The organism is Acidimicrobiia bacterium (assembly GCA_036396535.1).
In the GTDB taxonomy this organism is placed as follows: Bacteria; Actinomycetota; Acidimicrobiia; order Spongiisociales; family UBA5794; genus DASWKR01.
This window is the reverse complement of the sequence record DASWKR010000035.1, coordinates 171,903-193,336: the sequence shown is the minus strand read 5'-3', so window position 1 is coordinate 193,336 and position 21,434 is coordinate 171,903. Positions and strand designations below refer to the sequence as shown.

Annotated in this window: 25 protein-coding genes and 1 pseudogene; 17 read left to right on the top strand and 9 right to left on the bottom strand. The window is 69.0% G+C overall.

Annotated elements, in window-relative coordinates:
* The 3 genes from VGC47_06925 to VGC47_06915 all read right to left on the bottom strand — a co-directional run.
* The coding region (locus VGC47_06925) for an oxygenase MpaB family protein (GenBank protein ID HEX9855028.1) at positions 1–344 on the bottom strand (344 nt) is incomplete at its 3' end.
* Between the two features lie 50 nt (positions 345–394).
* Positions 395–1,234: an ABC transporter permease subunit gene (locus VGC47_06920; GenBank protein ID HEX9855027.1), complete on the bottom strand. Its 840-nt coding sequence runs from the start codon at positions 1,232–1,234 to the stop codon at positions 395–397.
* Positions 1,234–2,163, bottom strand: a complete 930-nt coding sequence (locus VGC47_06915; GenBank protein HEX9855026.1) for an ABC transporter ATP-binding protein — start codon at positions 2,161–2,163, stop codon at positions 1,234–1,236. Before VGC47_06915 ends, VGC47_06920 begins: the two co-directional genes overlap by 1 nt.
* Positions 2,164–2,247: 84 nt before the next feature.
* Between VGC47_06915 and VGC47_06910 the strand changes: the two genes are divergently transcribed.
* Entirely contained in the window at positions 2,248–2,949 is a 702-nt protein-coding gene (locus VGC47_06910; protein HEX9855025.1) for an SOS response-associated peptidase, read from the top strand.
* Between the two features lie 27 nt (positions 2,950–2,976).
* Here VGC47_06910 and VGC47_06905 read toward each other — a convergent pair whose 3' ends face one another.
* The 3 genes from VGC47_06905 to VGC47_06895 form a co-directional block, all read right to left on the bottom strand.
* Positions 2,977–3,408, bottom strand: a complete 432-nt coding sequence (locus VGC47_06905) for a hypothetical protein (GenBank protein ID HEX9855024.1) — start codon at positions 3,406–3,408, stop codon at positions 2,977–2,979.
* Positions 3,405–3,725 carry a hypothetical protein gene (locus tag VGC47_06900; GenBank protein HEX9855023.1) on the bottom strand — a complete coding sequence of 107 codons (321 nt, stop codon included), beginning with the start codon at positions 3,723–3,725 and terminating at the stop codon, positions 3,405–3,407. The genes VGC47_06905 and VGC47_06900 overlap by 4 nt, the downstream gene beginning before the upstream one ends.
* An 81-nt stretch (positions 3,726–3,806) precedes the next feature.
* Positions 3,807–5,351 carry a DivIVA domain-containing protein gene (locus VGC47_06895; GenBank protein HEX9855022.1) on the bottom strand — a complete coding sequence of 515 codons (1,545 nt, stop codon included), beginning with the start codon at positions 5,349–5,351 and terminating at the stop codon, positions 3,807–3,809.
* 172 nt (positions 5,352–5,523) lie between these two features.
* Here VGC47_06895 and VGC47_06890 point away from each other — a divergent pair, with 172 nt between their 5' ends.
* Together VGC47_06890 and VGC47_06885 are read left to right on the top strand one after the other, a co-directional pair.
* Complete coding sequence (locus VGC47_06890) at positions 5,524–5,742, top strand: helix-turn-helix domain-containing protein (protein HEX9855021.1); 219 nt, start codon at positions 5,524–5,526, stop codon at positions 5,740–5,742.
* Complete coding sequence (locus tag VGC47_06885; GenBank protein HEX9855020.1) at positions 5,739–6,215, top strand: hypothetical protein; 477 nt, start codon at positions 5,739–5,741, stop codon at positions 6,213–6,215. The genes VGC47_06890 and VGC47_06885 overlap by 4 nt, the downstream gene beginning before the upstream one ends.
* Before the next feature lie 43 nt (positions 6,216–6,258).
* Here the strand turns inward: VGC47_06885 and ald are convergent, their stop codons facing one another.
* The gene (gene ald, locus VGC47_06880) at positions 6,259–7,377 is read right to left on the bottom strand and encodes an alanine dehydrogenase (protein ID HEX9855019.1); all 1,119 of its coding nucleotides are present in this window, start codon (positions 7,375–7,377) and stop codon (positions 6,259–6,261) included.
* Positions 7,378–7,586: 209 nt separating this feature from the next.
* Here ald and VGC47_06875 point away from each other — a divergent pair, with 209 nt between their 5' ends.
* Together VGC47_06875 and VGC47_06870 are read left to right on the top strand one after the other, a co-directional pair.
* Entirely contained in the window at positions 7,587–8,177 is a 591-nt protein-coding gene (locus VGC47_06875) for an NTP transferase domain-containing protein (GenBank protein ID HEX9855018.1), read from the top strand.
* Between the two features lie 115 nt (positions 8,178–8,292).
* Positions 8,293–8,697 carry a DUF4332 domain-containing protein gene (locus VGC47_06870; protein HEX9855017.1) on the top strand — a complete coding sequence of 135 codons (405 nt, stop codon included), beginning with the start codon at positions 8,293–8,295 and terminating at the stop codon, positions 8,695–8,697.
* 70 nt (positions 8,698–8,767) lie between these two features.
* On the opposite strand, the gene VGC47_06865 is transcribed toward VGC47_06870, so the two are convergent.
* Together VGC47_06865 and VGC47_06860 are read right to left on the bottom strand one after the other, a co-directional pair.
* Positions 8,768–9,289 (bottom strand): hypothetical protein, encoded by a 522-nt coding sequence (locus VGC47_06865; protein HEX9855016.1) that lies wholly within the window; start codon positions 9,287–9,289, stop codon positions 8,768–8,770.
* Positions 9,286–9,642, bottom strand: a complete 357-nt coding sequence (locus VGC47_06860; GenBank protein HEX9855015.1) for a helix-turn-helix transcriptional regulator — start codon at positions 9,640–9,642, stop codon at positions 9,286–9,288. Before VGC47_06860 ends, VGC47_06865 begins: the two co-directional genes overlap by 4 nt.
* A 189-nt stretch (positions 9,643–9,831) precedes the next feature.
* Between VGC47_06860 and aroF the strand changes: the two genes are divergently transcribed.
* From aroF to VGC47_06800, 12 genes and pseudogenes are all read left to right on the top strand, one after another.
* Positions 9,832–10,845 (top strand): 3-deoxy-7-phosphoheptulonate synthase, encoded by a 1,014-nt coding sequence (gene aroF, locus VGC47_06855; protein ID HEX9855014.1) that lies wholly within the window; start codon positions 9,832–9,834, stop codon positions 10,843–10,845.
* Between the two features lie 3 nt (positions 10,846–10,848).
* The gene (locus VGC47_06850; GenBank protein HEX9855013.1) at positions 10,849–11,865 is read left to right on the top strand and encodes a prephenate dehydrogenase/arogenate dehydrogenase family protein; all 1,017 of its coding nucleotides are present in this window, start codon (positions 10,849–10,851) and stop codon (positions 11,863–11,865) included.
* Positions 11,866–11,952: 87 nt separating this feature from the next.
* Positions 11,953–13,089 carry a carboxylate-amine ligase gene (locus VGC47_06845; protein ID HEX9855012.1) on the top strand — a complete coding sequence of 379 codons (1,137 nt, stop codon included), beginning with the start codon at positions 11,953–11,955 and terminating at the stop codon, positions 13,087–13,089.
* 49 nt (positions 13,090–13,138) lie between these two features.
* Positions 13,139–14,848 carry an NAD+ synthase gene (locus tag VGC47_06840; GenBank protein ID HEX9855011.1) on the top strand — a complete coding sequence of 570 codons (1,710 nt, stop codon included), beginning with the start codon at positions 13,139–13,141 and terminating at the stop codon, positions 14,846–14,848.
* Entirely contained in the window at positions 14,848–15,675 is an 828-nt protein-coding gene (locus VGC47_06835; GenBank protein HEX9855010.1) for an aminotransferase class IV, read from the top strand. Before VGC47_06840 ends, VGC47_06835 begins: the two co-directional genes overlap by 1 nt.
* Positions 15,672–16,085, top strand: coding sequence for a hypothetical protein (locus tag VGC47_06830; protein ID HEX9855009.1), 414 nt, complete (start codon positions 15,672–15,674; stop codon positions 16,083–16,085). Before VGC47_06835 ends, VGC47_06830 begins: the two co-directional genes overlap by 4 nt.
* Positions 16,086–16,136: 51 nt before the next feature.
* Positions 16,137–16,676 carry a hypothetical protein gene (locus VGC47_06825; protein HEX9855008.1) on the top strand — a complete coding sequence of 180 codons (540 nt, stop codon included), beginning with the start codon at positions 16,137–16,139 and terminating at the stop codon, positions 16,674–16,676.
* Positions 16,677–16,947: 271 nt separating this feature from the next.
* Positions 16,948–17,952, top strand: a pseudogene (selD, locus tag VGC47_06820) (selenide, water dikinase SelD).
* Positions 17,949–18,398 carry a ferredoxin gene (locus VGC47_06815; protein ID HEX9855007.1) on the top strand — a complete coding sequence of 150 codons (450 nt, stop codon included), beginning with the start codon at positions 17,949–17,951 and terminating at the stop codon, positions 18,396–18,398. Before selD ends, VGC47_06815 begins: the two are co-directional and overlap by 4 nt.
* Entirely contained in the window at positions 18,395–19,309 is a 915-nt protein-coding gene (locus VGC47_06810; protein ID HEX9855006.1) for an alpha/beta hydrolase, read from the top strand. Before VGC47_06815 ends, VGC47_06810 begins: the two co-directional genes overlap by 4 nt.
* Before the next feature lie 208 nt (positions 19,310–19,517).
* Positions 19,518–20,450: a COX15/CtaA family protein gene (locus tag VGC47_06805; GenBank protein ID HEX9855005.1), complete on the top strand. Its 933-nt coding sequence runs from the start codon at positions 19,518–19,520 to the stop codon at positions 20,448–20,450.
* Positions 20,447–21,355 (top strand): heme o synthase, encoded by a 909-nt coding sequence (locus VGC47_06800; protein HEX9855004.1) that lies wholly within the window; start codon positions 20,447–20,449, stop codon positions 21,353–21,355. Before VGC47_06805 ends, VGC47_06800 begins: the two co-directional genes overlap by 4 nt.
* Positions 21,356–21,434: the final 79 nt, after the last annotated feature.

Sequence of the window (21,434 nt, the reverse complement as noted above, 5' to 3'; positions counted from 1 at the left end):
ACCCACAAGAGTTGCTCGTAGTCGAGGGCGTCGTACCACTCGCCGGTCACCTCGTCGACGCCGTTGATCACCCGGTGCAGCTTGTTGATCCGCTCGGCTGCCTCGCCGGCGGCCCGCTCGCCTCCGAACGTGATGAGGTTCTGGAGCTGGACGGTGCGGACCAGCCGGGCCCACGGGTCCCGGCGGTACCCGCCGGTCTGGCGCGCCCCGGCCGCCACCAGCGGGTGGGCGGCGTGCATGAGGAGCGCCCGGGCGCCGCCGAACAGCGTCGTCACCTCGCGGTTGACGCGCCACATCATCGAGTCGGGGCCGAAGGTGCCTGTGTCTCGAGCCTGCGCCGTCACCGCGTTTCTCCTCGAAGAGCTTGGGAGGCTAGGGGGGCGGGCGTGCCGCCTCAGCCTTCCCCTCCGACGCCGAGGAGCTTCTCGCGCTTGACGGCGCGCGATCCCGACGTCAGGCCGATGATCGCCACGATCCACGCCAGGACACCCACCGTGGCGCCCGCCAGCGCTGGATTGACGAGCAGGCCGCTCGACACGACGTACGAGGCGAGGATGATCGGGAGCGACACGAGACTGGCCGCCTGCTGGGCGGCGGCCGTGCTCTTCACCCGGGCCGACACCCAGAGGATCACCGACAAGGCGGTAGCCAGGAACGGCGGCATCACCCAGAAGATCAGCACCCACCAGCCGACGGTCGGGAAGAACCAGCCGCCCAGGGCCGGGCCGGCCTGCAGGTTGACGATGACGCTGTAGAGGGCGAACCCCACCGCGGTCGCCAGGTAGCCGGGCGCCAGGCTCGAGATCAGCTTGCCGAGGTAGATCTCCTTGTCGGACAGCGGCGAGTGCGCCAGGAACTCGCCCGTCCCTCGTTCCCGCTCTCCGACGATCGTGCTGGCGCCCACCGCCGACGAGATCGTGAGGGGGACGACGATGGCGATCGGGGCCAGGAGGTAGACGGCCAGCGAGTACGCCGCCCTGGCGGCGTCCGTGTCACCCCGGATGTTCTCGCGGATCGTGCCGGGCAGCGTCTCGAGGACGCCTCCGATCTGGCCGATGAGAGGCGACGCCTCGGCCCGGGTGACGACGGCGAGGAGCAGGTAGGGCATCGCCACGAAGAAGATGCCGGCCAGCAACGCCATCGGCACCCAGTAGTCCTTGCTCTTGAAGAGCCGCACCAGGTCGATCTTCGCCACGGTCCACACCTTCGACCAGCGAACCCTGCGGCGCCTCATCAGAGGTCACCCAGCGAGCGCTGCATCTCGAAGTAGAGGTTCGCCAGCGTCGGGGCGATCGGTTCGACCCTCGTGAGGCGCGCCCCGGCTGCGACGAGGCCGGCGACGACGTCCGGGAGGTGCTCGGGCGACTCCAGCCTGACATGGAGCGCCCCGTTCCACATTGCATCGACCACACCCGGGAGGCTCAGCACGACGTCGAGGGAGTCGCGGTTCTCCGCGTCGAACACGACGTTCGGCTGGCGCATGAATTGGCCGGCGAGGTCGGTTGGCCTTCCCGAGGCGCGGGCCGACCCGGCCCCCATGAGGACGACCTGGTCGGCGATCCCCTCCGCCTCGTGGAGGAGGTGGGTGCACATCACGATGGTGCGGCCCCGCTCGGCCAGCTCGCGGATCAGGTCGAGCACGGCACGGGCGGACTCGGGATCGAGCCCGGCCGTCGGCTCGTCGAGGAGGAGCACGTCCGGGTCGTGGACAACCGCACGGGCGAGCGCCAGCCGGGTGCGCATCCCCGTCGAGTACCCGCCCACCTGCTGGGCGAGGGCGTGGGCGATGCCGAAGCGCTCGGCAGCCTCGACGACCGAGGAGCGGGGCGCGTCCCATATGTCGGCGGCGAACTGCAGGTTCTCGAGCCCGGTGAGCTGGTCGTACATGGCGGGCTTCGGCGGTACGACGCCGCAGCGGGCCCGCACCAAGTCGCCGTCGACGGCCGGATCGAGACCGAGCACCCGCACCGTGCCGCTGTCTGCGGCGAGAGCGCCGGTGATCAGCCGGATCGTGGTCGTCTTGCCGGCACCGTTCGGACCGAGGAGCACTGCGACCGATCCCCCCGTGACGTGCAGGTCGAGGTTGGCGACTGCCGGGATCTCGCCGAAGCGCCTGGAGACACCGACGAGCTCGATGGAGTGTTCGGTCATCGCAGGGGTCATCGGCCGGAACGGTACAGGCCTTGACGACGTGCGGTTCCGGCCGGGGCGTCCGTGGCAACCGGCCCGGCGTGGGACAATCCGCTCATGTGCGGCAGGTTCGTTCAGTCACAGCCGCCGGATTGGTACGCCCGCTTCTTCTCCGTCGACTCGATCCTCACGGAGGCGCTCGAGCCGTCGTACAACGTGGCCCCCACCGACCCGGTCTACGCCGTCGTGCAGCACGACTCGGAGCGCAGGCTGGCGACGTTCCGTTGGGGGCTCCTGCCCTTCTGGGCGAAGGATCGCTCGATGGCGGCCCGCAACATCAACGCCCGCGCCGAGACCGTTGCCGAGAAGGCCGCCTTCAGAGAGTCCTTCGTGGGACGGCGTTGCATCATCCCGGCCGACGGCTTCTACGAGTGGCAGGTGGTCGCCAAGGGCAAGCTGCCGCACTACATCTACGGCCGGGACGGGGGTGCGCTGGCGCTCGCCGGGTTGTGGGCCTCGTGGCGCGACCCGGGCACGCAAGAGCGGGTGAGGACCTGCACGATCATCACGGGCGAGCCGAACGAGCTGGTGGCGCCGCTGCACGACCGGATGCCCGTCGTGCTCCCTCAGGGTGCATGGGACGAGTGGCTCGACCCCGGCAACGACGACACGGATGGATTGATGCGCCTCATGCAGCCGTACCCGGCGCCCCAGATGGTGGAGCACCCCGTCTCGACACTCGTCAACAAGGTGGCGAACAACGTTCCCGAGCTGATCGACCCGCTGACGACGCCAGCAGCAGACCAGCTCTCGTTGTGACTCGATCAGTTCTCGGTCGACGCGCCGTCAGAGAGCCGCCGCTCGGATCGTTCGGAGCAGCTCCGACGGCTCGAGGCGCTCCGAGACGATCTCGTCGGCTCCTCCGGTGACGAACAGCCGCCGGGCGGGTTGATCCGGCTCCTCGTGCACACCGACGACGATGAGTCCCAGGCGGCGCCATGCGCCGACCAGCCACGACGACAGCCACGGTGTCTCTGCGCCGACGACGACCACCTCGATCTCGTCGATCCTGTCCACTACGTCGTCCGGGTCGGCCGCCCTGGCGACGAGGCGAACCGTGCCGGTGTCGCGGATCTCTTCGGCGAGCCTCGGCTCCCACTCACGCGGCGACAGGACGGTGGCCACGGCCGGGCGGTGCGGCCAGACGTGGGTGCCGAGCGGCGGCATGGCTTCCTCCCGCCGCATCGCCTCCCAGCGACGCAGCGACGTGTGGCTCACGCCGAAACGGAGACGATGTGCACGATCGAGACGACGTGGCTCGCTCCGCTCTCGGCGATCACCGCGTGATCGAGGCCGACGGATGCCACGTTGCCGGAGAGCACCCGTCCGTCCGCCAGGTTGAGAGACGCGGCGGCGTTTCGATCCTCGAGCTCGAGCAACACGTCGCGGATCGTGAGGCGGCGTCTCGCCGCCACCCGCGCCGCGAACTGCTCGGCTTGCAGCGTGTCCTCGATCCTCGCCGACATGAGACGATCGAGGTGCAGCAGGTCGGGGTGATCGATCGGATCCAGGTTCCCCCCTTCGGCGACCCCCACACGAAAGAGGAACGACTGCGAGGTCGCAAGGGCTGCCTCAGCAAATGTTTCGCGTGCTGCCCGCCGCGGCCGGGAGGGGCGTCAGTCTTCGGAGCTCTCCGCCTCGGCGCGCTCCCGCATCGCCTGGGCGACCCTGGCTCGCAGGCCGGATGCCCTTCGCTGGTAGCGGGTGAGCGGCTCCTGATAGGCCTCGTCGTCGGCCAGCTCGTCGACGTCGACGACCACCACGGGTGTGTCGTCGTCGGCTCCGGCCGGCGACGTCGTCCGCTCATCGACCTCGACCAGGTCGGGGACCACGTACGACTTGTCCTCGTCCGGCGCGACCAACGGGCGTGAAGCCGGCGGTCGCCCGGTGCCGTCAGGCGCCGCGAAGGCGTCGTCGCGGGTCGCTATGAGGTCCTCGGTCGTGAGTGCGGTCCTGGCCGGATGGATGAGCGTGGCGCTCGACGGCCGGGTCCCGTGCTCGCCGGCCTGCTCGACCTCGATCATGCCGGCAACGATCCCGGTCCGCCCGAGAGCGATCTCGGAGAGCTTGTGCAGCTCTCGCTCGATGTCGGAGACCGCGATCCTCAGGTCCTGCAGCCTCCGGTCGAGGGTGGCTTTCTCGGTTCGGGACTCGGCGACGATCTCGTCTGCTCGCTCCCTGGCGTTGTCGACGATCCGCTCGGCCTGATGCTGGGCGGTCGAGATGCGGTCTGCCGCGTCGATCTTGGCCCGCTTGACCAGGTCCTCGGACTGCGCCCGGGCGGTCGACTCGAGGGCATCCGTCGCCGCGGCGGCCTTGGAGCGCAGCTCGGCTGCCTCGTTCTCGGCCACGGTGACGAGATCGTGCGCTTCGGCTCGCCTGCTCTCCTTGTACTCGTCCGTCTCGGACTTGACCCTCGCCCGAAGGTTCTTCGCCTCGGTGACCGCCGAGGAGATGAGCGTCTCGGCCTCGCGGCGGCTCTTGGCGAGGTGCTCCGCCGCTTCCGACGCCGTCGTGGCCCTGCGGGCCTCGGCGTCCGCCCTCGCTTCGCCGACGAGGCGCTGCGAGGTCTCCTCGGAGTCGTGGAGCATGGCGCGGGCCTGGGCTCTCGCCTCTTGCACGAGGATCTCGGCGTCCTCCTTCATCGCCTCGGCCTCGGCCATGGCGGACGTGAGCACCTCGTCGGCCTGGGCGCGCACTGCGTCTGCGTTGGCGGAAGCAGCCTCGACGATCCCGTTCGCCTGGGCACGCTCCCTGTCGGCGGCTGCCAGCGCCTCGGCCTTCTCGCCCTCGGCCTCGTCGATGAGCCGCTGGGCGGTCAGGCGGGCCTCGGACACGAGGTCCTCGGCCTGCGACATCGCCTCGGTGATCTGACGCTTGGCGTCTGTCGCGGCCGCGGCGAGGCGGCGCCGCCCTTCCTCGTCGGCTTCGGCGAGCATCTCGTCGTGGGTGCGCTGGGCGGCCACGAACGTGCGCCTCACGGCCTCGCTCGAATCCTCGGCCTCGTCCAACCGCCGCTCCAGCGCAGCGACGATCGTCTCGTACTCGCGCAGCGAGTCGGCGAGCCTGGTCATGACGGCGTCGACCTCGGCTGGGTCGTACCCGCGGCGGCGCACCACGGAGAAATGGTGCAGGTCGACGGTCGATGACTCGATGCGCATCTCAACAACCTCCCAGACCGCTCCGCCCGTTCAGCCCCTACGACCTCAGCGGAAGCGACCAAGGTGGTCGCCGTGTACACGACAGACCGGGGATGGTACCGAGTTCGCGAAATCCAAAGCAAGTATCCGCAGGACCTTGCCCTGGACCGCTTGCGTCCAATACCCTTGCGTCATGGAGCGAATCACCGTCGACATCCCCAAGGAATGGCTGTCAGTCGCCGATATCTGCGAGTACATGGGGGTGAGCACCTTCGTGGTCACGTCCCAGCTGCGGAGCGGGGGGCTCCCGGCCGTCAAGTTCGGGCGGGAGTGGCGAGTGTCCCGCCTCGACTTCGAGAACTGGATCAACGAGCAGCGCGCGGCAACGCGCGAGTCAGTGGAGTATCGATGAGCGGCGACGAGCACGAACGGATCGACGAGTCGACCGAGGGCGACCAGACGGCGAGGCGGCCACGCGACCCTGCGGCGACGTTCACGAGCGCCATGGTGGTGTACATCTTCATCAACCTCGTCTTCGCCCTCCCGCTCATCATCGCCCCCGTGTCGTTCTTCGATCTCATCGGCCTCGACGCCACCGTCGCCGACCAGTTGGGCGGCCTTCGATGGGTGGGGGCGGTCGTGCTCGCCTGGGCGATCTCGGGGATCCTGGTGCTCGCCAGACCCGGCGGCCGTGCGATCTTCGTGACGACCGGCGCCTTCCAGCTCACGCTGGGAGCGCTCGCCTTCCTCTACTCGTGGTCGATCGGTGAGTACGAGTGGTCGACCTGGTACCAGGCGTTCGCCTCGGTCGTGCTGATCCTGGGCTCCGTCTATCTGTGGTGGGCCCGCCTCCAGGGCCGGAAGCTGTTCAAACGCCAAGTGTGAGCCGCGGCCGGGTCGTCGGACCGTGCCGACCGACGACCCGGTGTCAGTTGAGTGACAGCACCGTTTCCGGGGCCTGGTACTCCTGGCCGATGGACTCGGCGACCGCAGGGTGCGTCATCCGCCCGCCTGCCACGTTGATCCCCTTGAGCAGCTCCGGGAACCGAGTGACGGCGGCGCCGAGCCCGCCCGCCAGCGCCACGACGTACGGGAGCGTGGCGTTCGTGAGGGCGTACGTCGAGGTGTTGGGCACTGCACCGGGGATGTTGCCGACCGCGTAGTGGACCACGTCGTCGACGGTGTACACCGGGTCGGCGTGCGAGGTCTCGTGGGCGGTCTCGATGCACCCGCCCTGGTCGATCGAGATGTCCACGACGACACTGCCGGGCCGCATCGACTTGATGTGCTCCGCCGTCACCACCGTCGGCGCCCGCGCCCCGGCGACGAGAACCGCCCCGACCACCAGGTCGGAGACGGGGGCGAGCTCATCGATGGCGTGGATCGATGACCGGATCGTCGTGAACCGGCCCCAGTGGAGCTCGTCGAGGTGGCGCAACCGTTCGACGTTGATGTCGAGGATGACCACGTCTGCGCCCATCCCGGCCGCGATCATGGCTGCGTTCGTCCCGGCGCTGCCTGCTCCCACCACGGTGACCCGCGCCGGGGCGACCCCGGGTACGCCTCCGACGAGAACGCCCCGCCCGCCGCGCGGTTTCTCGAGATAGTGGGCCCCCGCCTGAGCGGCCAGCCTGCCGGCGATCTCGCTCATCGGCGCCAGCAGAGGCAGTGCCCCGGACGGCAGCTCGACCGTCTCGTAGGCGATGGCGGTGGCGCCGCTGCCCATGAGCCCCTCGGCTTGGCGCGGGTACGCCGCCAGGTGCAGGTAGGTGAAGAGCGTCTGGCCGGCGGTCAGCTTGGCGATCTCGGCGATCTGCGGCTCTTTCACCTTGAGGATGATCTCGGCCTCGGCGAACACGTCGTCGGCGGCCGCGACGATCTCGGCGCCGGCGGCGACGTAGTCGTCGTCCGAGATCGACGACGCCTCACCGGCACCCCGCTGGACGAGAGCCCGGTGGCCCCGCGCCGTCAGCTCGCGCACGCCGACCGGTGTGATGGCGACGCGGTACTCCTCCGTCTTGATCTCGGTCGGCACTCCGATGAGCAAGCTTCCTCCTGCGTCCAGTGTCGCCGAAGTCTGCCAGACGACCTGGGGAGGTGCACCCATCCGTGTCCGCGAAAGAGGACGGCCCTGCCAGCGCATGGACCGTCCTCCGCCTCCCCTGAGCCCCGCCTCCGCCCGTACGGCTCGAGCGGCCTCTCGACCGCAGGCTACCGCGCGATCCGAGTCCCCACCGGACCGTTACCGTTGCAAGCATGGCATTGCACCAGACGGCGGCGCTGCTGCTCGACACGTCGCCGGGCACCGGCTTCGACGGGCCGAAGCTCCTCGCCCCCTACGGCCGCTCGACCCTCGTGGAGCACGTCGTGTCGCAGGCGCTCGAGTGGCCGGTCGCCGCCGTCGTCGTCGTGCTCGGGCCGGACGGCGAGGCCGTCGCCGAAGCGGTCGAACTGACGCCGGCCATCGTGGTCATCGACTCCGAGTGGGCAGAGGGCTCGGCGGCACCCCTGCGGGTCGGCCTCGACCTGTTGCTGCGCATCGGCGGATTCGACGGCGCCCTCGTCGCCCACGCCGACCAGCCGAACATCGCCCCGGACGTCGTCGCCGCCGTCGTCGAGCGGGGCATGCGCAAGCCGATGACGGTTGCCCGCTACCGCTATGCACACGGTGCCCCTTACTTGGTCGCCGCCGAGATCTGGCAGCGGCTGATGGGCATCGAAGGAGACGCCGATCTCGACCAACTGCTCGTCACCCACTCGAACTGGATGGACGAGGTCTGGGTGACCCAGCTGGCGCCGCGCCGCGTCGAGTCGCCGCTCGACCTCGCCGAGGTCGCTCCTCACTGACGGGTCTCCGAGGTCTGGCGAGCCGCCATGCGCGGTCGGTATGCTCGTCGCCCCACGGACCCGGGCGCCGCCGCGGTGGGGTCAGCACCAGGCGACGTAGCCGAAAGGACGGAGGATGGCGTCGATCGATGCGATCGAGGGGATAGGCCACAAGCATGCGACGACGTTGCGCAAATCCGGTGTGCGCACGACGGAGAAGCTGCTGAGGGTGGCGGGGGGGAAGAGGGGTCGCAAGGCGCTCTCGGAATCGACCGGCGTTTCGGAATCGACCTTGCTGGCGTGGGTCAACCGGGCCGACCTGATGCGCGTCAACGGGATCGGCGAGGAGTACTCGGACCTCCTCGAGGCCGCCGGCGTGGACACGGTCAAGGAGCTACGGCGCCGCAACGCCGCCAACCTCCTCAAGGCCATGGTCGAGGTGAACGCCAAGAAGAAGCTGGTGCGGAGGCTCCCGACGGAGTCGATGGTGGATCGCTGGGTGGAGAGTGCCAAGGCGCTCGCCGCCATGGTCACGCACTAGTAGGCGGGCACGGCATTCCACGCGACGAAGGGGCCCCGGAGGGCCCCTTCCCTGATCTCGCCGGAGATCGTCACTTCGTCGTCGTGGTTGCCTTCTTGGCGGCCGGCTTGGCGGCCGTCCCGGTCTTCTTGGCGGCCGGCTTGGCCGCGGGCGTCGCCTTCTTGGCCGTCGTCGCGCTCTTGGTGGTCGTCGCCTTGGCGGCGGGTGCCGTCTTGGCGACAGTCGCTTTGCGGGCAGGCGCTTCCTTGGCGGCGGGAGCCACCTTCGGCGCCGGCTTCACCTCGGGGCTGAAGCTCTCGCGCCACGCGGTGAGAGCGTTCTCGAGCTGGTCGCGCAGCTTGTCGACCTTGCCTTGCACCTTGTCGAGGTCGACGCGGCTCTGGATGTCCTCGACCACGTTGCGGCTCCGGATCTGATCGATGACCTTCTCGCCCTCGAGCGAGAGCTCTTCGAATTGGTCCTGGGCTCCGTCGGCGACCTTCGACGTGTATCCGGCGAGCTTGGCGCCGTACTCACGGGCTCGACGGCTCGCCACGACGGGCGCCCCGACGGCGGCATAGAGCGCCTTCGTTGCGATTTCCTGGGTCTTCATGACTCCTCCTGGTTGTTCTGGTTCTCGCTGGTGAAGCTGTGATAGATCTGCACCAGCGCCTGTTTTTGACCGTGGGTCAGTTGGTTGTCCGCATCGATGGACTCGACGACGGTGGGGCGCTCGATACCCTCGAGCAACCCTGCCCGTTCGTAGAGCGCCTCAGCCCTGATGGACAGGGCCCTGGCGATCGACTTGAGGATCTCGGCCGATGGGGTTCTCAGTCCTCGCTCGATCTGACTCAGGTACGGATTCGAGATGCCGGCAACGTCTGCGAGCTTGCGCAGCGACATGGCAGAACGCTCTCGCTGTTGCCGAATGAAGTCTCCGAGGTCGAGGAGAGCCTTGTTGGCCATGCTTGCATCATGCCGCACTTCGCTAACTTTTGCAAGCGGGGGGCGGAGCGGGGGGCGGGGCGGGCCGGGGCGTGCACGACGACCCGGTCGCCCTCACCCGGTCCGACTCGGGTCACCCGGGTTTACCATCAACGCCGGGGAGGAGCCGAAGCGGTGCGGACGCGGGACAGCGGAACAGGAGATGAGTCCTTGATAATCGTCATGGCGCGCGATGCGACCGCCGAGGACGTCCGGCACGTGATCGAGCGTCTCGCCGACATCGGGGCCGAGGCGCACGTCTCGGAGGGCCGCTTCCGCACGGTCATCGGAGCCGTCGGCGATCGCGACGTCATCCAGCAGCTCCCATGGGAGGCGTTCCAAGGGGTCGAGCGAGCCGTGCCCGTCCTCAAGCCGTTCAAGTTCGTGAGCCGCGACTTCCAGTCGGAGGACAGCATCGTCGAGGTTGGCGGGGTCGCCGTCGGCGGGGGCAGCTTCGGCGTCATAGCCGGCCCGTGCGCCGTCGAGTCCAGGGATCAGCTGTTCGCCTCCGCCGAGGCGGTTGCGGCTGCCGGTGCCAACATCCTGCGCGGCGACGCCTTCAAGCCGCGCTCCTCTCCGTACTCGTTCCAGGGTCTCGGCGAGAAGGGGCTCGAGTTGCTCGCCGAGGCGCGTGCCGAGTTCGGGCTCCCGTTCGTCGCCGAGGTGCTCGATCCCCGCGACGTCGAGCTCATCAGCTCGTACGCCGATCTGATCCGCGTCGGTACTCGCAACATGGCCAACTTCACGCTGCTGGCAGAGCTCGGACGCCAGCCGAAGCCCGTGATGCTCAAGCGGGGCTTCACCGCGACGATCGAGGAGTGGCTCAACGCCGCCGAGTACATCTACAAGGAGGGCAACCACGACGTCATCCTGTGCGAGCGCGGCATCCGCACCTTCGAGACGTCGACCCGCAACACCCTCGACATCTCGGCGGTCCCCGTCATCCAGGGTCTGTCGCACCTACCGATCATCGTCGACCCGAGCCATTCAGGAGGGCATCGCGAGCTGGTTGCTCCGCTGACTCGCGCCGCCGTGGCCGTCGGGGCGGACGGATTCCTCGTGGACGTCCATCCGGCGCCGGAGACGGCGCTCGTCGACGGCGCCCAGGCGATCCTCCCCAGCGAGTTCGCCGCCCTCATGGCGGACGTCCGCGACCTCGCCGCCATCGTCGGCAAGTCGCTCTGATCAGTGCCGGTCGCAGGAATACTCGGAACCGGCCTGATCGGTGCTTCGATCGGCATGGGGCTGCGGCAAGCAGGGTGGCATGTGCGCGGCTGGGATGAGGACGAAGGAACGCTCCGGACGGCCTTTGAGCGAGGCGCCCTCGACGAGACCGCTGCCGGTGTCAGCGATGTCGCCGTAGGAGCCGACCTGTTCGTCATCGCCCTCCCGCCGCGGGCGACGCGCCACGCAGTGGCCGACCTCGTCGGGGAGGTGCTCACCATCGATGTTGCCGGCGTGAAGGCGCCGATCGTGTCGGCCGCCGCCCGAGGGGCCCGTTTCGTCGGCACGCACCCGATGGCGGGCCGCGAGGTGAGTGGTCCGCAGGCGGCCTCGAGCTCGCTCTTCAAGGGAGCCGCCTGGGTCGTCGCCACGGACGGAGCCTCCGAAGCGGATCTTGCGTCCGTCGAGGGCGTCGTCCGGCTGCTCGGCGCCCGCCCGGTGAGAATGACCGCGGTGGCCCACGACGAGCTGGTCGCCGCCATCAGCCACGTGCCGCAACTCCTGGCGGCGGCGCTCGTGACGGAGGCCGTCGGCGCAGACGGAGCCCTCGATCTCGCCGCCGGCAGCTTCCGCGACCTCACGAGGGTGGCCGCCTCCGACCCTGCCCTGTGGGTCGAAGTGCTCGATGCGAACCGGGAGGCGGTCTCGGCGACGCTCGCCCGCCTCAAGCGAAGGCTCGACGAGTTCGAGGCCAGCCTGGTCGACGCTCCAGCCCTCGGCGGCCTCCTCGCCGCGGCCCGCGATGCCCGCTCGTCGCTCACGGCCCGAGTCACGTCTGTGAGCATCGCCCTGGCAGACCGGCCGGGCGAGCTCGGCAAGGTCGGCCACGCCTTCGAGGAGTCCGGGGTGGACGTCCGCGACATCCAGTTGCGCCATTCGCCACACGGCGGTGGGGGAGTGCTCACCATCTCGGTTCGCCCCGGTGACGGCGACCGACTCAGGGTGAGCCTGCAGGCAGCGGGCCTTCTCGTGATCGACTGAGCGAGGGTCCCCGACCGAGAGTCCCGGTTTCCCAGTCATCGATCCCGCCGCGGCGGTAACTTGAGCCGCCACCGTGAAGGGAGCCGCATGGGGGTGCCACGCCCCGAGCTGACGATGGGGATCGAGGAGGAATACCTCATCGTCGACCGTGAATCGCGGGACCTCGTCCGCGATCTTCCCGACGGCCTGATGAGCCGGTGCGAGGAGATCCTGGGACCACAGGTCAGTCCCGAGTTCCTCCGCTGCCAGATCGAGGTCGGTACGAACGTGTGCCCGACCGTGGCGGCGGCGAGGGCCGACCTGAAGCGTCTCCGGAGGACGATCGCCGACGTGACCAGCGACTTCGGGCTCGCTCCGATCTCGGCGTCGACTCACCCGTTTGCGGCGTGGAGCGAGCAACAGCACACCGACAAGGAGCGGTACCGGCTCCTGGCGAAGGCCATGGCGGGAGTCGCCCAGCGGCTCGTGATCTGCGGGATGCACGTGCACGTCGGAATCGAGGATCCCGACTTGCGCATCGACCTCATGAACCAGGTCGTCTACTTCATGCCCCACCTGCTGGCGCTGTCGACGTCATCTCCGTTCTGGGGAGGCCAGGACACCGGGCTGAAGAGCTACCGCACCTCCATCTTCAGGACGCTTCCTCGCACAGGGCTCCCGGATGAGTTCTCCACCTGGGCCGACTACAGCAGGCACGTCGCCGTCCTCGTCGACGCCGGCGTGATCGAGGACGCCACCCGGCTGTGGTGGGACGTCAGGCCGAGCGCCCGGTACCCCACCCTCGAGATGCGCAGCCCGGACATCTGCACGAGCATCGACGATGCCTTGGCCATCGCAGCCGCCTTCGTTTGCCTGCTCTCGATGCTCTACCGCATGCGCACGACGAACCAACGCTGGCGGATCTACTCGCGGATGCTCATCGAGGAGAACCTGTGGCGGGCGCAGCGCTACGGCTTCTCGGAGCCGCTCATCGACTTCGGCCTCGGCGAGCTCGTCCCGTACCCGGCGCTCCTCGAGGAGCTCATATCACGGGTCGAGCCGGATGCCGAGATGCTCGGGTGCGTGGGCGAGATCCACCACCTTCGGACGATCGTGAGCGAGGGGACGAGCGCAGACAAGCAGCTCGGCGTCTACCGGGCGGCCATCGCCGGCGGCTCGTCCGAGCAGGAGGCGCTGCTGGCAGTCGTCGACTTCCTCATCGAGGAGACCGTGCGAGGCACCTGACGCTCGTCGTCTCGCATCGGTCGTCACCCCCGCAGGTAACCTCGCCCGGATGGAGCGGCTGCGTATCGCTTGCGCCCAGATCAACACGAACGTCGGTGACATCGCAGCGAACGTCGCCTCCATCCTCGACGCCATGGCGTGGGCCGAGTCACACCATGCCGACCTGGTCCTCCTACCCGAGCTGGCGGTCACCGGCTACCCACCTGAGGATCTGGTGCTGCGCGATGGCTTCGTCGACGCCAACCTGGAGGGGCTGCAGCAGATCGCGGCGGCGTCTCGCGAGACCACCGCAGTCGTCGGCTTCATCGACCGGGTCTCATTCGACGGTCCCGACGATGACGCGGTGGCGCGTGGCATCGCCAACGCCGCGGCAGTCGTGTCCCACGGACGGATCGGCGGCGTGTACCACAAGGTCCTGCTCCCGAACTACGGGGTGTTCGACGAGGCTCGGTATTTCGTGCGCGGCCGCCAGCCGGGACGGATCTGGCTGCTTGACGGGGTCCCTCTCGGCATCTCGGTGTGCGAGGACATCTGGTCACCGACGGGACCGCCTGCCGTGCAGGCCGACGGCGGCGCCGTGGTCCTCCTCAACATCAACGGCTCGCCATACCACGAGGGCAAGGGGAGGGAGCGGGCCAGGCTGCTGGCGAGCGAGGCGAGGCGCTCCGGCGTGCCGGTCGTCTACCTCAACATGGTGGGCGGCCAGGACGAGCTCGTCTTCGATGGCGAATCGATGGTGTTCGATGGCGCAGGCGCGGAGATCTACATGGCGTCCCAGTTCACCGAGGAGCGCTTCATCGTCGACCTCCCGGTCGGTCGTCCGCAAGCTCCCCCTGCCGGGGCCGTGCCACTCCCGGGTGTCAGGGGACGCGGCACGGCCGGGCCGGCGCCGCCGGCGACGATGCCCCGCCTGTCCGAGGAAGCCGAGGTCTACACGGCGCTCGTGACCGGCCTGCGCGACTACGTCGGAAAGAACGGTTTCCACGACGTGGTGGTCGGGCTGTCGGGAGGGATCGACTCCGCCCTCACGTGCGCCATCGCCGTCGACGCCCTCGGCCCCGACGCCGTGTTGGGCGTGACGATGCCGACCCGCTACAGCTCGGAAGGCTCGCGGCGCGACTCGGAGGACCTCGCCAAGCGGCTCGGGTGCAGGTTCGACGTCGTCCCGATAGACGACGTCTTCGCCGCCTACCTCGAGACGCTCGCCCCGGTCTTCGCCGACACACCTCCCGGGGTCGCCGAGGAGAACCTGCAGGCGAGGATCCGCGGAGCCGTGCTCATGGCCATCTCGAACAAGTTCGGCTCGATGGTGGTCGCCACCGGCAACAAGTCGGAGATGGCGGTCGGCTACGCCACGCTGTACGGCGACATGGCAGGCGGGTTCGCGGTGCTCAAGGACGTGTTCAAGACGACCGTCTACCGGCTGGCGGAGTGGCGCAACCGTGACATCGAGGTCATCCCGCGGGCGATCATCGAGAAGCCGCCATCCGCAGAGTTGCGGCCCGGACAGCTCGACACGGACTCGCTGCCGGACTACGACATCCTCGACGAGATCCTCCGCCGCTACGTCGAGCTCGACATGTCCGTCGACTCGGTCGTCGGCGGCGGCCTCGACCTGGACCTCGTGCGGATGGTGGCGCGCATGGTGGATCGCAACGAGTACAAGCGGCGCCAAGCGCCTCCGGGCGTGCGGATCTCCCGCAAGGCGTTCGGGCGCGACAGGAGGCTCCCCATCACGAACGGGTACCGCCCATCGTGATGTTCGGTGACGTGCTCGTCGACGGGGTCGCCGTGCCATTCGACTCTGCGGCCGTCTCGGTGATGGACGCCGGCCTGCAGCGCGGCTACGGGTGCTTCGAGACGATCCGGGCGTACGGAGGCGTCCCGTTCCGCTTGGAGGGGCACCTGCGCCGGCTCGAGACGAGCGCCTCGTTGCTCGCTCTCGAGCTTCCGGACCCGTCCTCCTTGGCGGCATGGGTGACCGATCGGGCGGGCGCCGGCGGCGACTGCGTGGTCAGGATCCTCGTGACGGGAGGAGGCTCGGAGGGGCGGCCGAGCACGCGGGGACACACGGTCGTGATGGCCGAGTCGCTCGGCCGCGTCCCGGTTCCGTTCCGGGTCCGGCCGGTCGTCGCCCCGTGGCATCCCGATGGGATGGCATCCGAGCTGACGGGCGCCAAGACCCTCTCGTACGCACCGAACCTGGCGGCGACCATGGCAGCGCAGCGTGCCGGCTTCGACGACGCCCTCCTCCTGGGACGCAGCGGCGCCGTCCTCGAGGGGCCGACTTACTCCGTCGGGTGGATCGGGGACGGCGTGCTCGCCACTCCCGGGCTCGAGCTCGGGGTGCTCGCATCGATCACCCGGGGCGTCGTGCTCGAGCTCGCCGCCCAGCTCGGGATCGCAGTCGAGGAGGGGAGGTTCTCCCTCGACGAGATGACGAGCGCCGCCGAGCCGTTCGCCATGTCGACGAACAAGGAGGTCCTCCCGATCGCCGCTATCGGAGATCGATCGTGCAGCTCGGGGCCAACGGTGCCGAAGCTGGCGGCGGCGTTCGACGATCTGGTGCGGCGCGAGACCACGTGACCAACCACCTCTCTCTCATCGAACGGATCGACGACCTCTACCGCGCCGTGGTGACGTCACCCGAAGGTTGGAGTGAGCAGTCCTTCGCCGAGTGGGCTTCCGAGATCGGCCTCGATCCACCTGCCAAGGACGTCATGAGGCACGTGCGGCGGGCGCTCAGGTCGGCGCAGAAGCTGGCGAGGAGCGGGCATCAGGTCGACGCGATCGACGAGGCGGATTGGGAGGGCAGGGTCGACTCCGTGCTGGGAGCCCAGGCGTGGCGTCCCACCCTCGACATCGGCCGGATCGGCCTCGAAGTGAGCCCGTCGCCCGAGCTGTTCGACGACGTCCGCAGGAGGTTCCGCCTGGTCCACTCCGAGCTGTGGCTGGCAGGCGTCGACTACGAGGAGTGGGCCGCCGGCCGGCCCTGAAGCCACCTCGAGCACCGGGCCGGCCGGCGGGCTCCGCGGTAGGCTGGCCCGATGAGGTGGGCGGTGGCAGCCGGTGGGGTGATCGTGAGCGCCGCGCTCGTCACCGCGTGTTCCGGCGGCGATGTGGCGCAGACGACGACGACGGCGCCCGCCGACGGCTCCCTCTCCGCCCGTGCGGTGACGGAGGCGCCCAGCACCTCGACGACGGCGGATTCCGGCTCGACGTCCTCTCAGCAGTCGTCGACGACATCAGTGCTCGAGCGCCCTGAGTATCGGATCGTGAGCCGAGTCGAAGGACTGGACGGTGACACCGTCGTGGTGCTGCTCGACCCGACGAGCTACGCGGCGCTCACCGACATCGACCTGCAGACGATCGTCGAGGACATCGTCGAGCGCTTTCCGCCGATTCTCACGATGCACGTGCTCGACGACCAAGCGGCCGCCGATGTCGTCGTGCGCGAAGGAGAGGAACCGACGGAAGAAGGTCAGGAGATCCTCGCTGCCCATTACCTCGTCCGGTTGGAGGACGGCATCCGGCTGGTCTACCAAGGCCCGTTCGCGGCAGCCGGCAGCATCATCATCGGGTCCTGAAAGCAGAATATGCAGGCCCCCCAGGGGGGACGAGGGGGCCTGCATATTACTCGGAATGAGCATACCGAGTCGCAGGATCTTAGAGAACCGCTCGGGACTGCGTCGAGTTGGGTCACCTCCGCAGCCGCAACCACCCCCTCGAATCCGATCGCCGTATCGGCGCGCCCCGAGCCTGCGGCGCCTGGGTGCTGCATACACTCGGCCGCGGAAGGAGGTGGCCGTGGAGCGGTTGACGGCTTACTCGCACGGGGCCGGTTGAGCATGCAAGCTCGGTCCTGACGAGTTGGCGCAAGTCTTGCGCCCTTTGCACAACATGGGTCCCGTCAGCCACCCGGACCTCATCGTCGGGATCGGTGGTAGCGACGACGCGGGTGTCTACCGGCTCACCGACGACGTCGCCCTCGTGCAGACGGTCGACTTCTTCACGCCGGTTGTCGACGAGCCCTACGACTGGGGTCGGATCGCGGCGGCCAATGCGCTCTCCGACGTCTACGCCATGGGTGGAACCCCCCTGACCGCCCTCCAGATCGTCGCCTGGCCGAGGGACAAGCTGCCGCTCGACATGCTGGGCGAAGTGATGCGAGGAGGCGTCGATGTGCTCTCCACAGCCAGTTGCACGCTTCTCGGCGGCCACTCGATCGACGACGACGAGCCGAAGTACGGCATGGCCGTCACCGGCCTGGTGCATCCCGACGAAGTCGTCACGAACGCCGCAGCCAAGGTGGGCGACGTCCTGGTGCTCACCAAGGCCCTGGGTACGGGGATCATCACCACCGCCATCAAGCGCGACCGGGTGCTCCCCGGCCAGCGGGACGCCGTGGTCGACCTGATGGCGACGCTCAACGACGGCGCCGCCCGGGCGATGCGGAGGATCGGCGTGAGAGCAGCCACCGACGTCACCGGATTCGGTCTGCTCGGGCACCTCGGCGAGATCGTCAAGGCGAGCGGCGTCAGCGCAGTCGTCGTGGCTGCCGACGTCCCGGTCCTCGACGGCGTCGTCGAGCTCGCAGCAGAAGGCGTAGTGCCGGGGGGCACCGATCGCAACATCGCATCCACGGCGCGGTACACCACGTTCGCCCCGGGCGTGGCGGAGGCGCTTCGGGTCGTGCTGGCCGATGCCCAGACGAGCGGGGGCCTGCTCATCGCCGTCGACCGCCCCCTCAGTGGCGCCCTGCTGCAGGCGCTGCACGACGAGAACGTCACCGGCGCCGTCGTCGGTGAGATCGTGGGGCGCGACTTCGCAGACGGTCCGGCGGGACGGATCACCGTGACATGAGTGACGAGCATGCAGACGTCGAGCGGCTCGCCGCCATCGCAGCCGCCCTGTCGATCGGCGCGATCGAGCGGCACATCTTCCTGTGCGCCGAGCAGACGACACCGCGATGCTCGACGTACGAGGAGTCATCGGCGGTCTGGAGTCACCTGAAGCGCCGCCTCAAGGAGCTCGACATCGCATCGCCGCCGCCGACGTGGCGCGGGACGAACGTTGGTGAACCGCCGCCGCCGACGCCGCCGGGGCGAGGCTGCGTGCTGCGGACCAAGGCCGACTGCCTACGCCTCTGCGAGCAAGGCCCGATCGCCGTCGTCTACCCGGATGGCGTCTGGTACCACTCGGTCGACGTCGACGTCATGGAGAGGATCGTGGTCGAGCACCTCGTCGGAGGCATCCCGGTTGAGGACCACGTGTTCGCCACCGACCCGCTGGATGGACGGCAACGATGACGACTGCGCGCAGGATCCTCTGGTGGCTCGGGTTCGGGTGGATGGCTTGGCGCCTGCTCGGCCCCGAGATCGAGCCGCGGTTTCGCGGTCCGCAAGAGCGTCCGATCCGGGTACCGGGGAGGAGCGTCTTCGTCGGAGACATCGAGCTGTTCGTCCGCCAGGCCGGCGACCCCGGATCTCCACCGCTCGTGCTCGTCCACGGGTGGGGATTCGACGGTGAGATGACGTTCTACAGGGTGATCGAGCCGCTCGCCGAGGACTTCAGGGTCATCGTTCCCGACCATCGCGACCACGGGAAGTCGGACTGGGTGAGGGGGCCGCTGACGGTCGAGAGGATGGCAGACGACCTCGCCGGCGTGCTCGACGCCATCGGCGTCGAGACCTTCGCGATGTTCGGGTACTCGCTCGGTGGAATGGTGGCCCAGGAGCTCGTGAGGCGCCACCCGGGCAGGGTCACCAAGCTCGTGCTCGGCGCCACGGCCGCCTGGCCGGTGTACAGGAGACGCCCTCTCGCAAGGGCCGCCTTCTGGGTCGGCAGGGCGCTGGCGAGGGTGAGTCGCAACGAGTTCGCCGCCATCTCGCGGCGGCTCATGGCCCGCACGGGAGCATTGCTTCCGGAGCACGAGCGCTGGATGCACGCCGCCCTGTTGCGCCGCGACCCGACCCTCCACTACGAGATCGGCCGCGCCGCCTGGCTGTTCGACTCGCGCCTCTGGATCGAGTCACTCGGCGTCGACACGATGGTGATCGTCCCCACGGACGACTTCGTCGTCTCGCCGACTGCGCAACGCCAGCTCGCCTCGCTCGTGGGAGGCGACCGGGTGGTGGAACTCACCGGAGCGGGCCATGAATCGATCATGACCCGCTCCGATGACTACGTGAAGCAGATCAAGGCGTTCTTGCTGGAGTGAGCCGGCCGGACGGTCAGCCGTCCGAGGCGTGGGTCTCCACGTTCATGACCTTGACGACGGCTGCGACGATGCCGATCACCATCAGGAGCACGAGAAGTTTCTTCACGGTCCCTCCTTTCTCCTGGCGGGGCCAATTCTATGCCACCTGTGTCGACGAGCGGCCGACTCCTCGGCGGAACCCGACGACGCCGCCGGTAGCCTTGTTGCGATGGACGCCCGCGACCGACGTACGCTCATCGGCTCCCTGTGGGCGCTTCTCATCCTCACGGTCCTGGTCGTGCTCGGCGGCGCCGTCGTGAGGGCGACGGGCTCGGGCGCCGGATGCGGACCCTCGTGGCCGCAGTGCGTCGGGCAGATCGTCCCGATCTCGCCCGGGACGGACACGATCATCGAGTTCTCCCACCGCCTGGCGACCGGCGTTCTCGGCATCCTGGCGGTGACGGTCGCCGTGCTCGCCTGGCGGAGCACGTCTCGAGGCGACGGTTTGCGCAAGGCGATGTGGTGGGTGCTGGGACTCCTCACCGTCGAGGCGCTCATCGGTCGAACTCTGGTGGTGACCGGATGGGTCGGCACGGACGCCTCCGTAGGGAGGGCGACGATCGTCCCACTCCACCTCGTCAACACGTTCTTTCTGCTCGCCGCGATCGCGGTGGCGTTGCACCTGGCGCGAGGCGGTGGCCGGATAGCTCCTTCGTTGGCCTCGCCACAGGGGCGGATCGTCGCCGCCATGGCGGGGGGGCTGGTTGTCGTGGGAGCGACGGGCGCTCTCAACGCTCTCGCCGACACCGTCTTCCCCGTCGCGTCGGTGCTGGACGGGATCACCCAGGAGTTGGCAGCGACCGCCCACTTCCTCGTCCGCTTGCGGACGATCCACCCGGCCGTCGCCGCCGTCGTCGGTGTCGGGATACTCATCCTTGCGGCGCACCCTTCGCTCGATCGACCCGACACGATCCACCTCGTGCGGGTCATCCAGGTGACCGTGCTCGCTCAGATCGGGATCGGCGTCCTCAACATCGCCCTGCTGACTCCACTCGTGGTGCAGATCCTCCACTTGCTGGCGGCAGACGTCGTCTGGGTGGCGACGATCCTGCTCGGAAGTCGTGTTCTCAGCATCCGCGCACCTGTGACGGCCGTGCCGTGACAGACGACCAGGTGAGGCTCACAGATCCGCTCTCCTTCCCGTCCGGGGGCGGGGCGGCCGTGCGCGCCTATCTCGAGCTGACGAAGCCGAGGATCATCGAGCTGCTCCTCGTGACGACGGTTCCCGCCATGTTCGTCGCTGCGGGGGGCTGGCCGGGCGGCCGGCTCATTGCCGCCACACTGGTCGGCGGGACGCTCTCGGCCGCCGGCGCCAACGCCATCAACCAGGTCCTCGATCGCGACATCGACAGGATCATGAATCGGACGAGGCGCCGGCCGCTCCCGACCGACCGCATCGAACCGGGACGGGCGCTGGCGTTCGGGATCGTGCTCGGCGCCGCCGGGTTCGTCTGGCTGTGGCAGGCGACGAACATGCTGGCCGCCGTGCTCTCGACGCTCGGTCTCCTCGTCTACGTCGTCGTCTACACGATGTTCCTCAAGCGCTCGTCCACGCAGAACATCGTCATCGGAGGGGCTGCGGGTGCGGTGCCGGTCCTCGTCGGGTGGGCGGCCGTCGCCGACTCCCTCGCCCTCCCTGCTTGGGTGATGTTCGCCATCGTCTTCTTCTGGACCCCGCCCCACTTCTGGGCGCTGGCTCTTCGCTACAAGGACGAGTACGCCGCAGCGGGCGTGCCGATGCTTCCGGTCGTGGTGGGCGAGCGGCAGACGATCGAGCACATGTCTGCCTACACGATCATCCTCGTCGGCGTCTCGCTGTTGCTGTACCCGCTCGGAGCAGTCGGCTGGATCTACCTCGGCGCCGCGCTGTCCCTCGGAGTGTGGCTGTTCGCCTCGGTCCGGGGCCTCATGGCCCACGCAGGCGACGCCATGCGGTTCTTCGGTTACTCGAACGTGTATCTGGCAGGGCTGTTCACCGCCATGGCGGTCGACCGGCTGTTCGCATGATCCGCTGGTCGTGATCCCACGACGTGCCGCCGGGCGCCACCTGCGGGGCATCCGACGGTCGCCACCTCGGTAATCTCGT

Coding starts and splice junctions, on each gene's coding strand:
- VGC47_06920 (HEX9855027.1), bottom strand. CDS start 1,234: ATGAGGCGCCGCAGGGTTCGCTGGTCGAAGGTGTGGACCGTGGCGAAG.
- VGC47_06915 (HEX9855026.1), bottom strand. CDS start 2,163: ATGACCCCTGCGATGACCGAACACTCCATCGAGCTCGTCGGTGTCTCC.
- VGC47_06910 (HEX9855025.1), top strand. CDS start 2,248: ATGTGCGGCAGGTTCGTTCAGTCACAGCCGCCGGATTGGTACGCCCGC.
- VGC47_06895 (HEX9855022.1), bottom strand. CDS start 5,351: ATGCGCATCGAGTCATCGACCGTCGACCTGCACCATTTCTCCGTGGTG.
- VGC47_06890 (HEX9855021.1), top strand. CDS start 5,524: ATGGAGCGAATCACCGTCGACATCCCCAAGGAATGGCTGTCAGTCGCC.
- VGC47_06885 (HEX9855020.1), top strand. CDS start 5,739: ATGAGCGGCGACGAGCACGAACGGATCGACGAGTCGACCGAGGGCGAC.
- VGC47_06875 (HEX9855018.1), top strand. CDS start 7,587: ATGGCATTGCACCAGACGGCGGCGCTGCTGCTCGACACGTCGCCGGGC.
- VGC47_06870 (HEX9855017.1), top strand. CDS start 8,293: ATGGCGTCGATCGATGCGATCGAGGGGATAGGCCACAAGCATGCGACG.
- VGC47_06865 (HEX9855016.1), bottom strand. CDS start 9,289: ATGAAGACCCAGGAAATCGCAACGAAGGCGCTCTATGCCGCCGTCGGG.
- VGC47_06860 (HEX9855015.1), bottom strand. CDS start 9,642: ATGGCCAACAAGGCTCTCCTCGACCTCGGAGACTTCATTCGGCAACAG.
- VGC47_06845 (HEX9855012.1), top strand. CDS start 11,953: ATGGGGGTGCCACGCCCCGAGCTGACGATGGGGATCGAGGAGGAATAC.
- VGC47_06840 (HEX9855011.1), top strand. CDS start 13,139: ATGGAGCGGCTGCGTATCGCTTGCGCCCAGATCAACACGAACGTCGGT.
- VGC47_06835 (HEX9855010.1), top strand. CDS start 14,848: ATGTTCGGTGACGTGCTCGTCGACGGGGTCGCCGTGCCATTCGACTCT.
- VGC47_06825 (HEX9855008.1), top strand. CDS start 16,137: ATGAGGTGGGCGGTGGCAGCCGGTGGGGTGATCGTGAGCGCCGCGCTC.
- VGC47_06815 (HEX9855007.1), top strand. CDS start 17,949: ATGAGTGACGAGCATGCAGACGTCGAGCGGCTCGCCGCCATCGCAGCC.
- VGC47_06810 (HEX9855006.1), top strand. CDS start 18,395: ATGACGACTGCGCGCAGGATCCTCTGGTGGCTCGGGTTCGGGTGGATG.
- VGC47_06805 (HEX9855005.1), top strand. CDS start 19,518: ATGGACGCCCGCGACCGACGTACGCTCATCGGCTCCCTGTGGGCGCTT.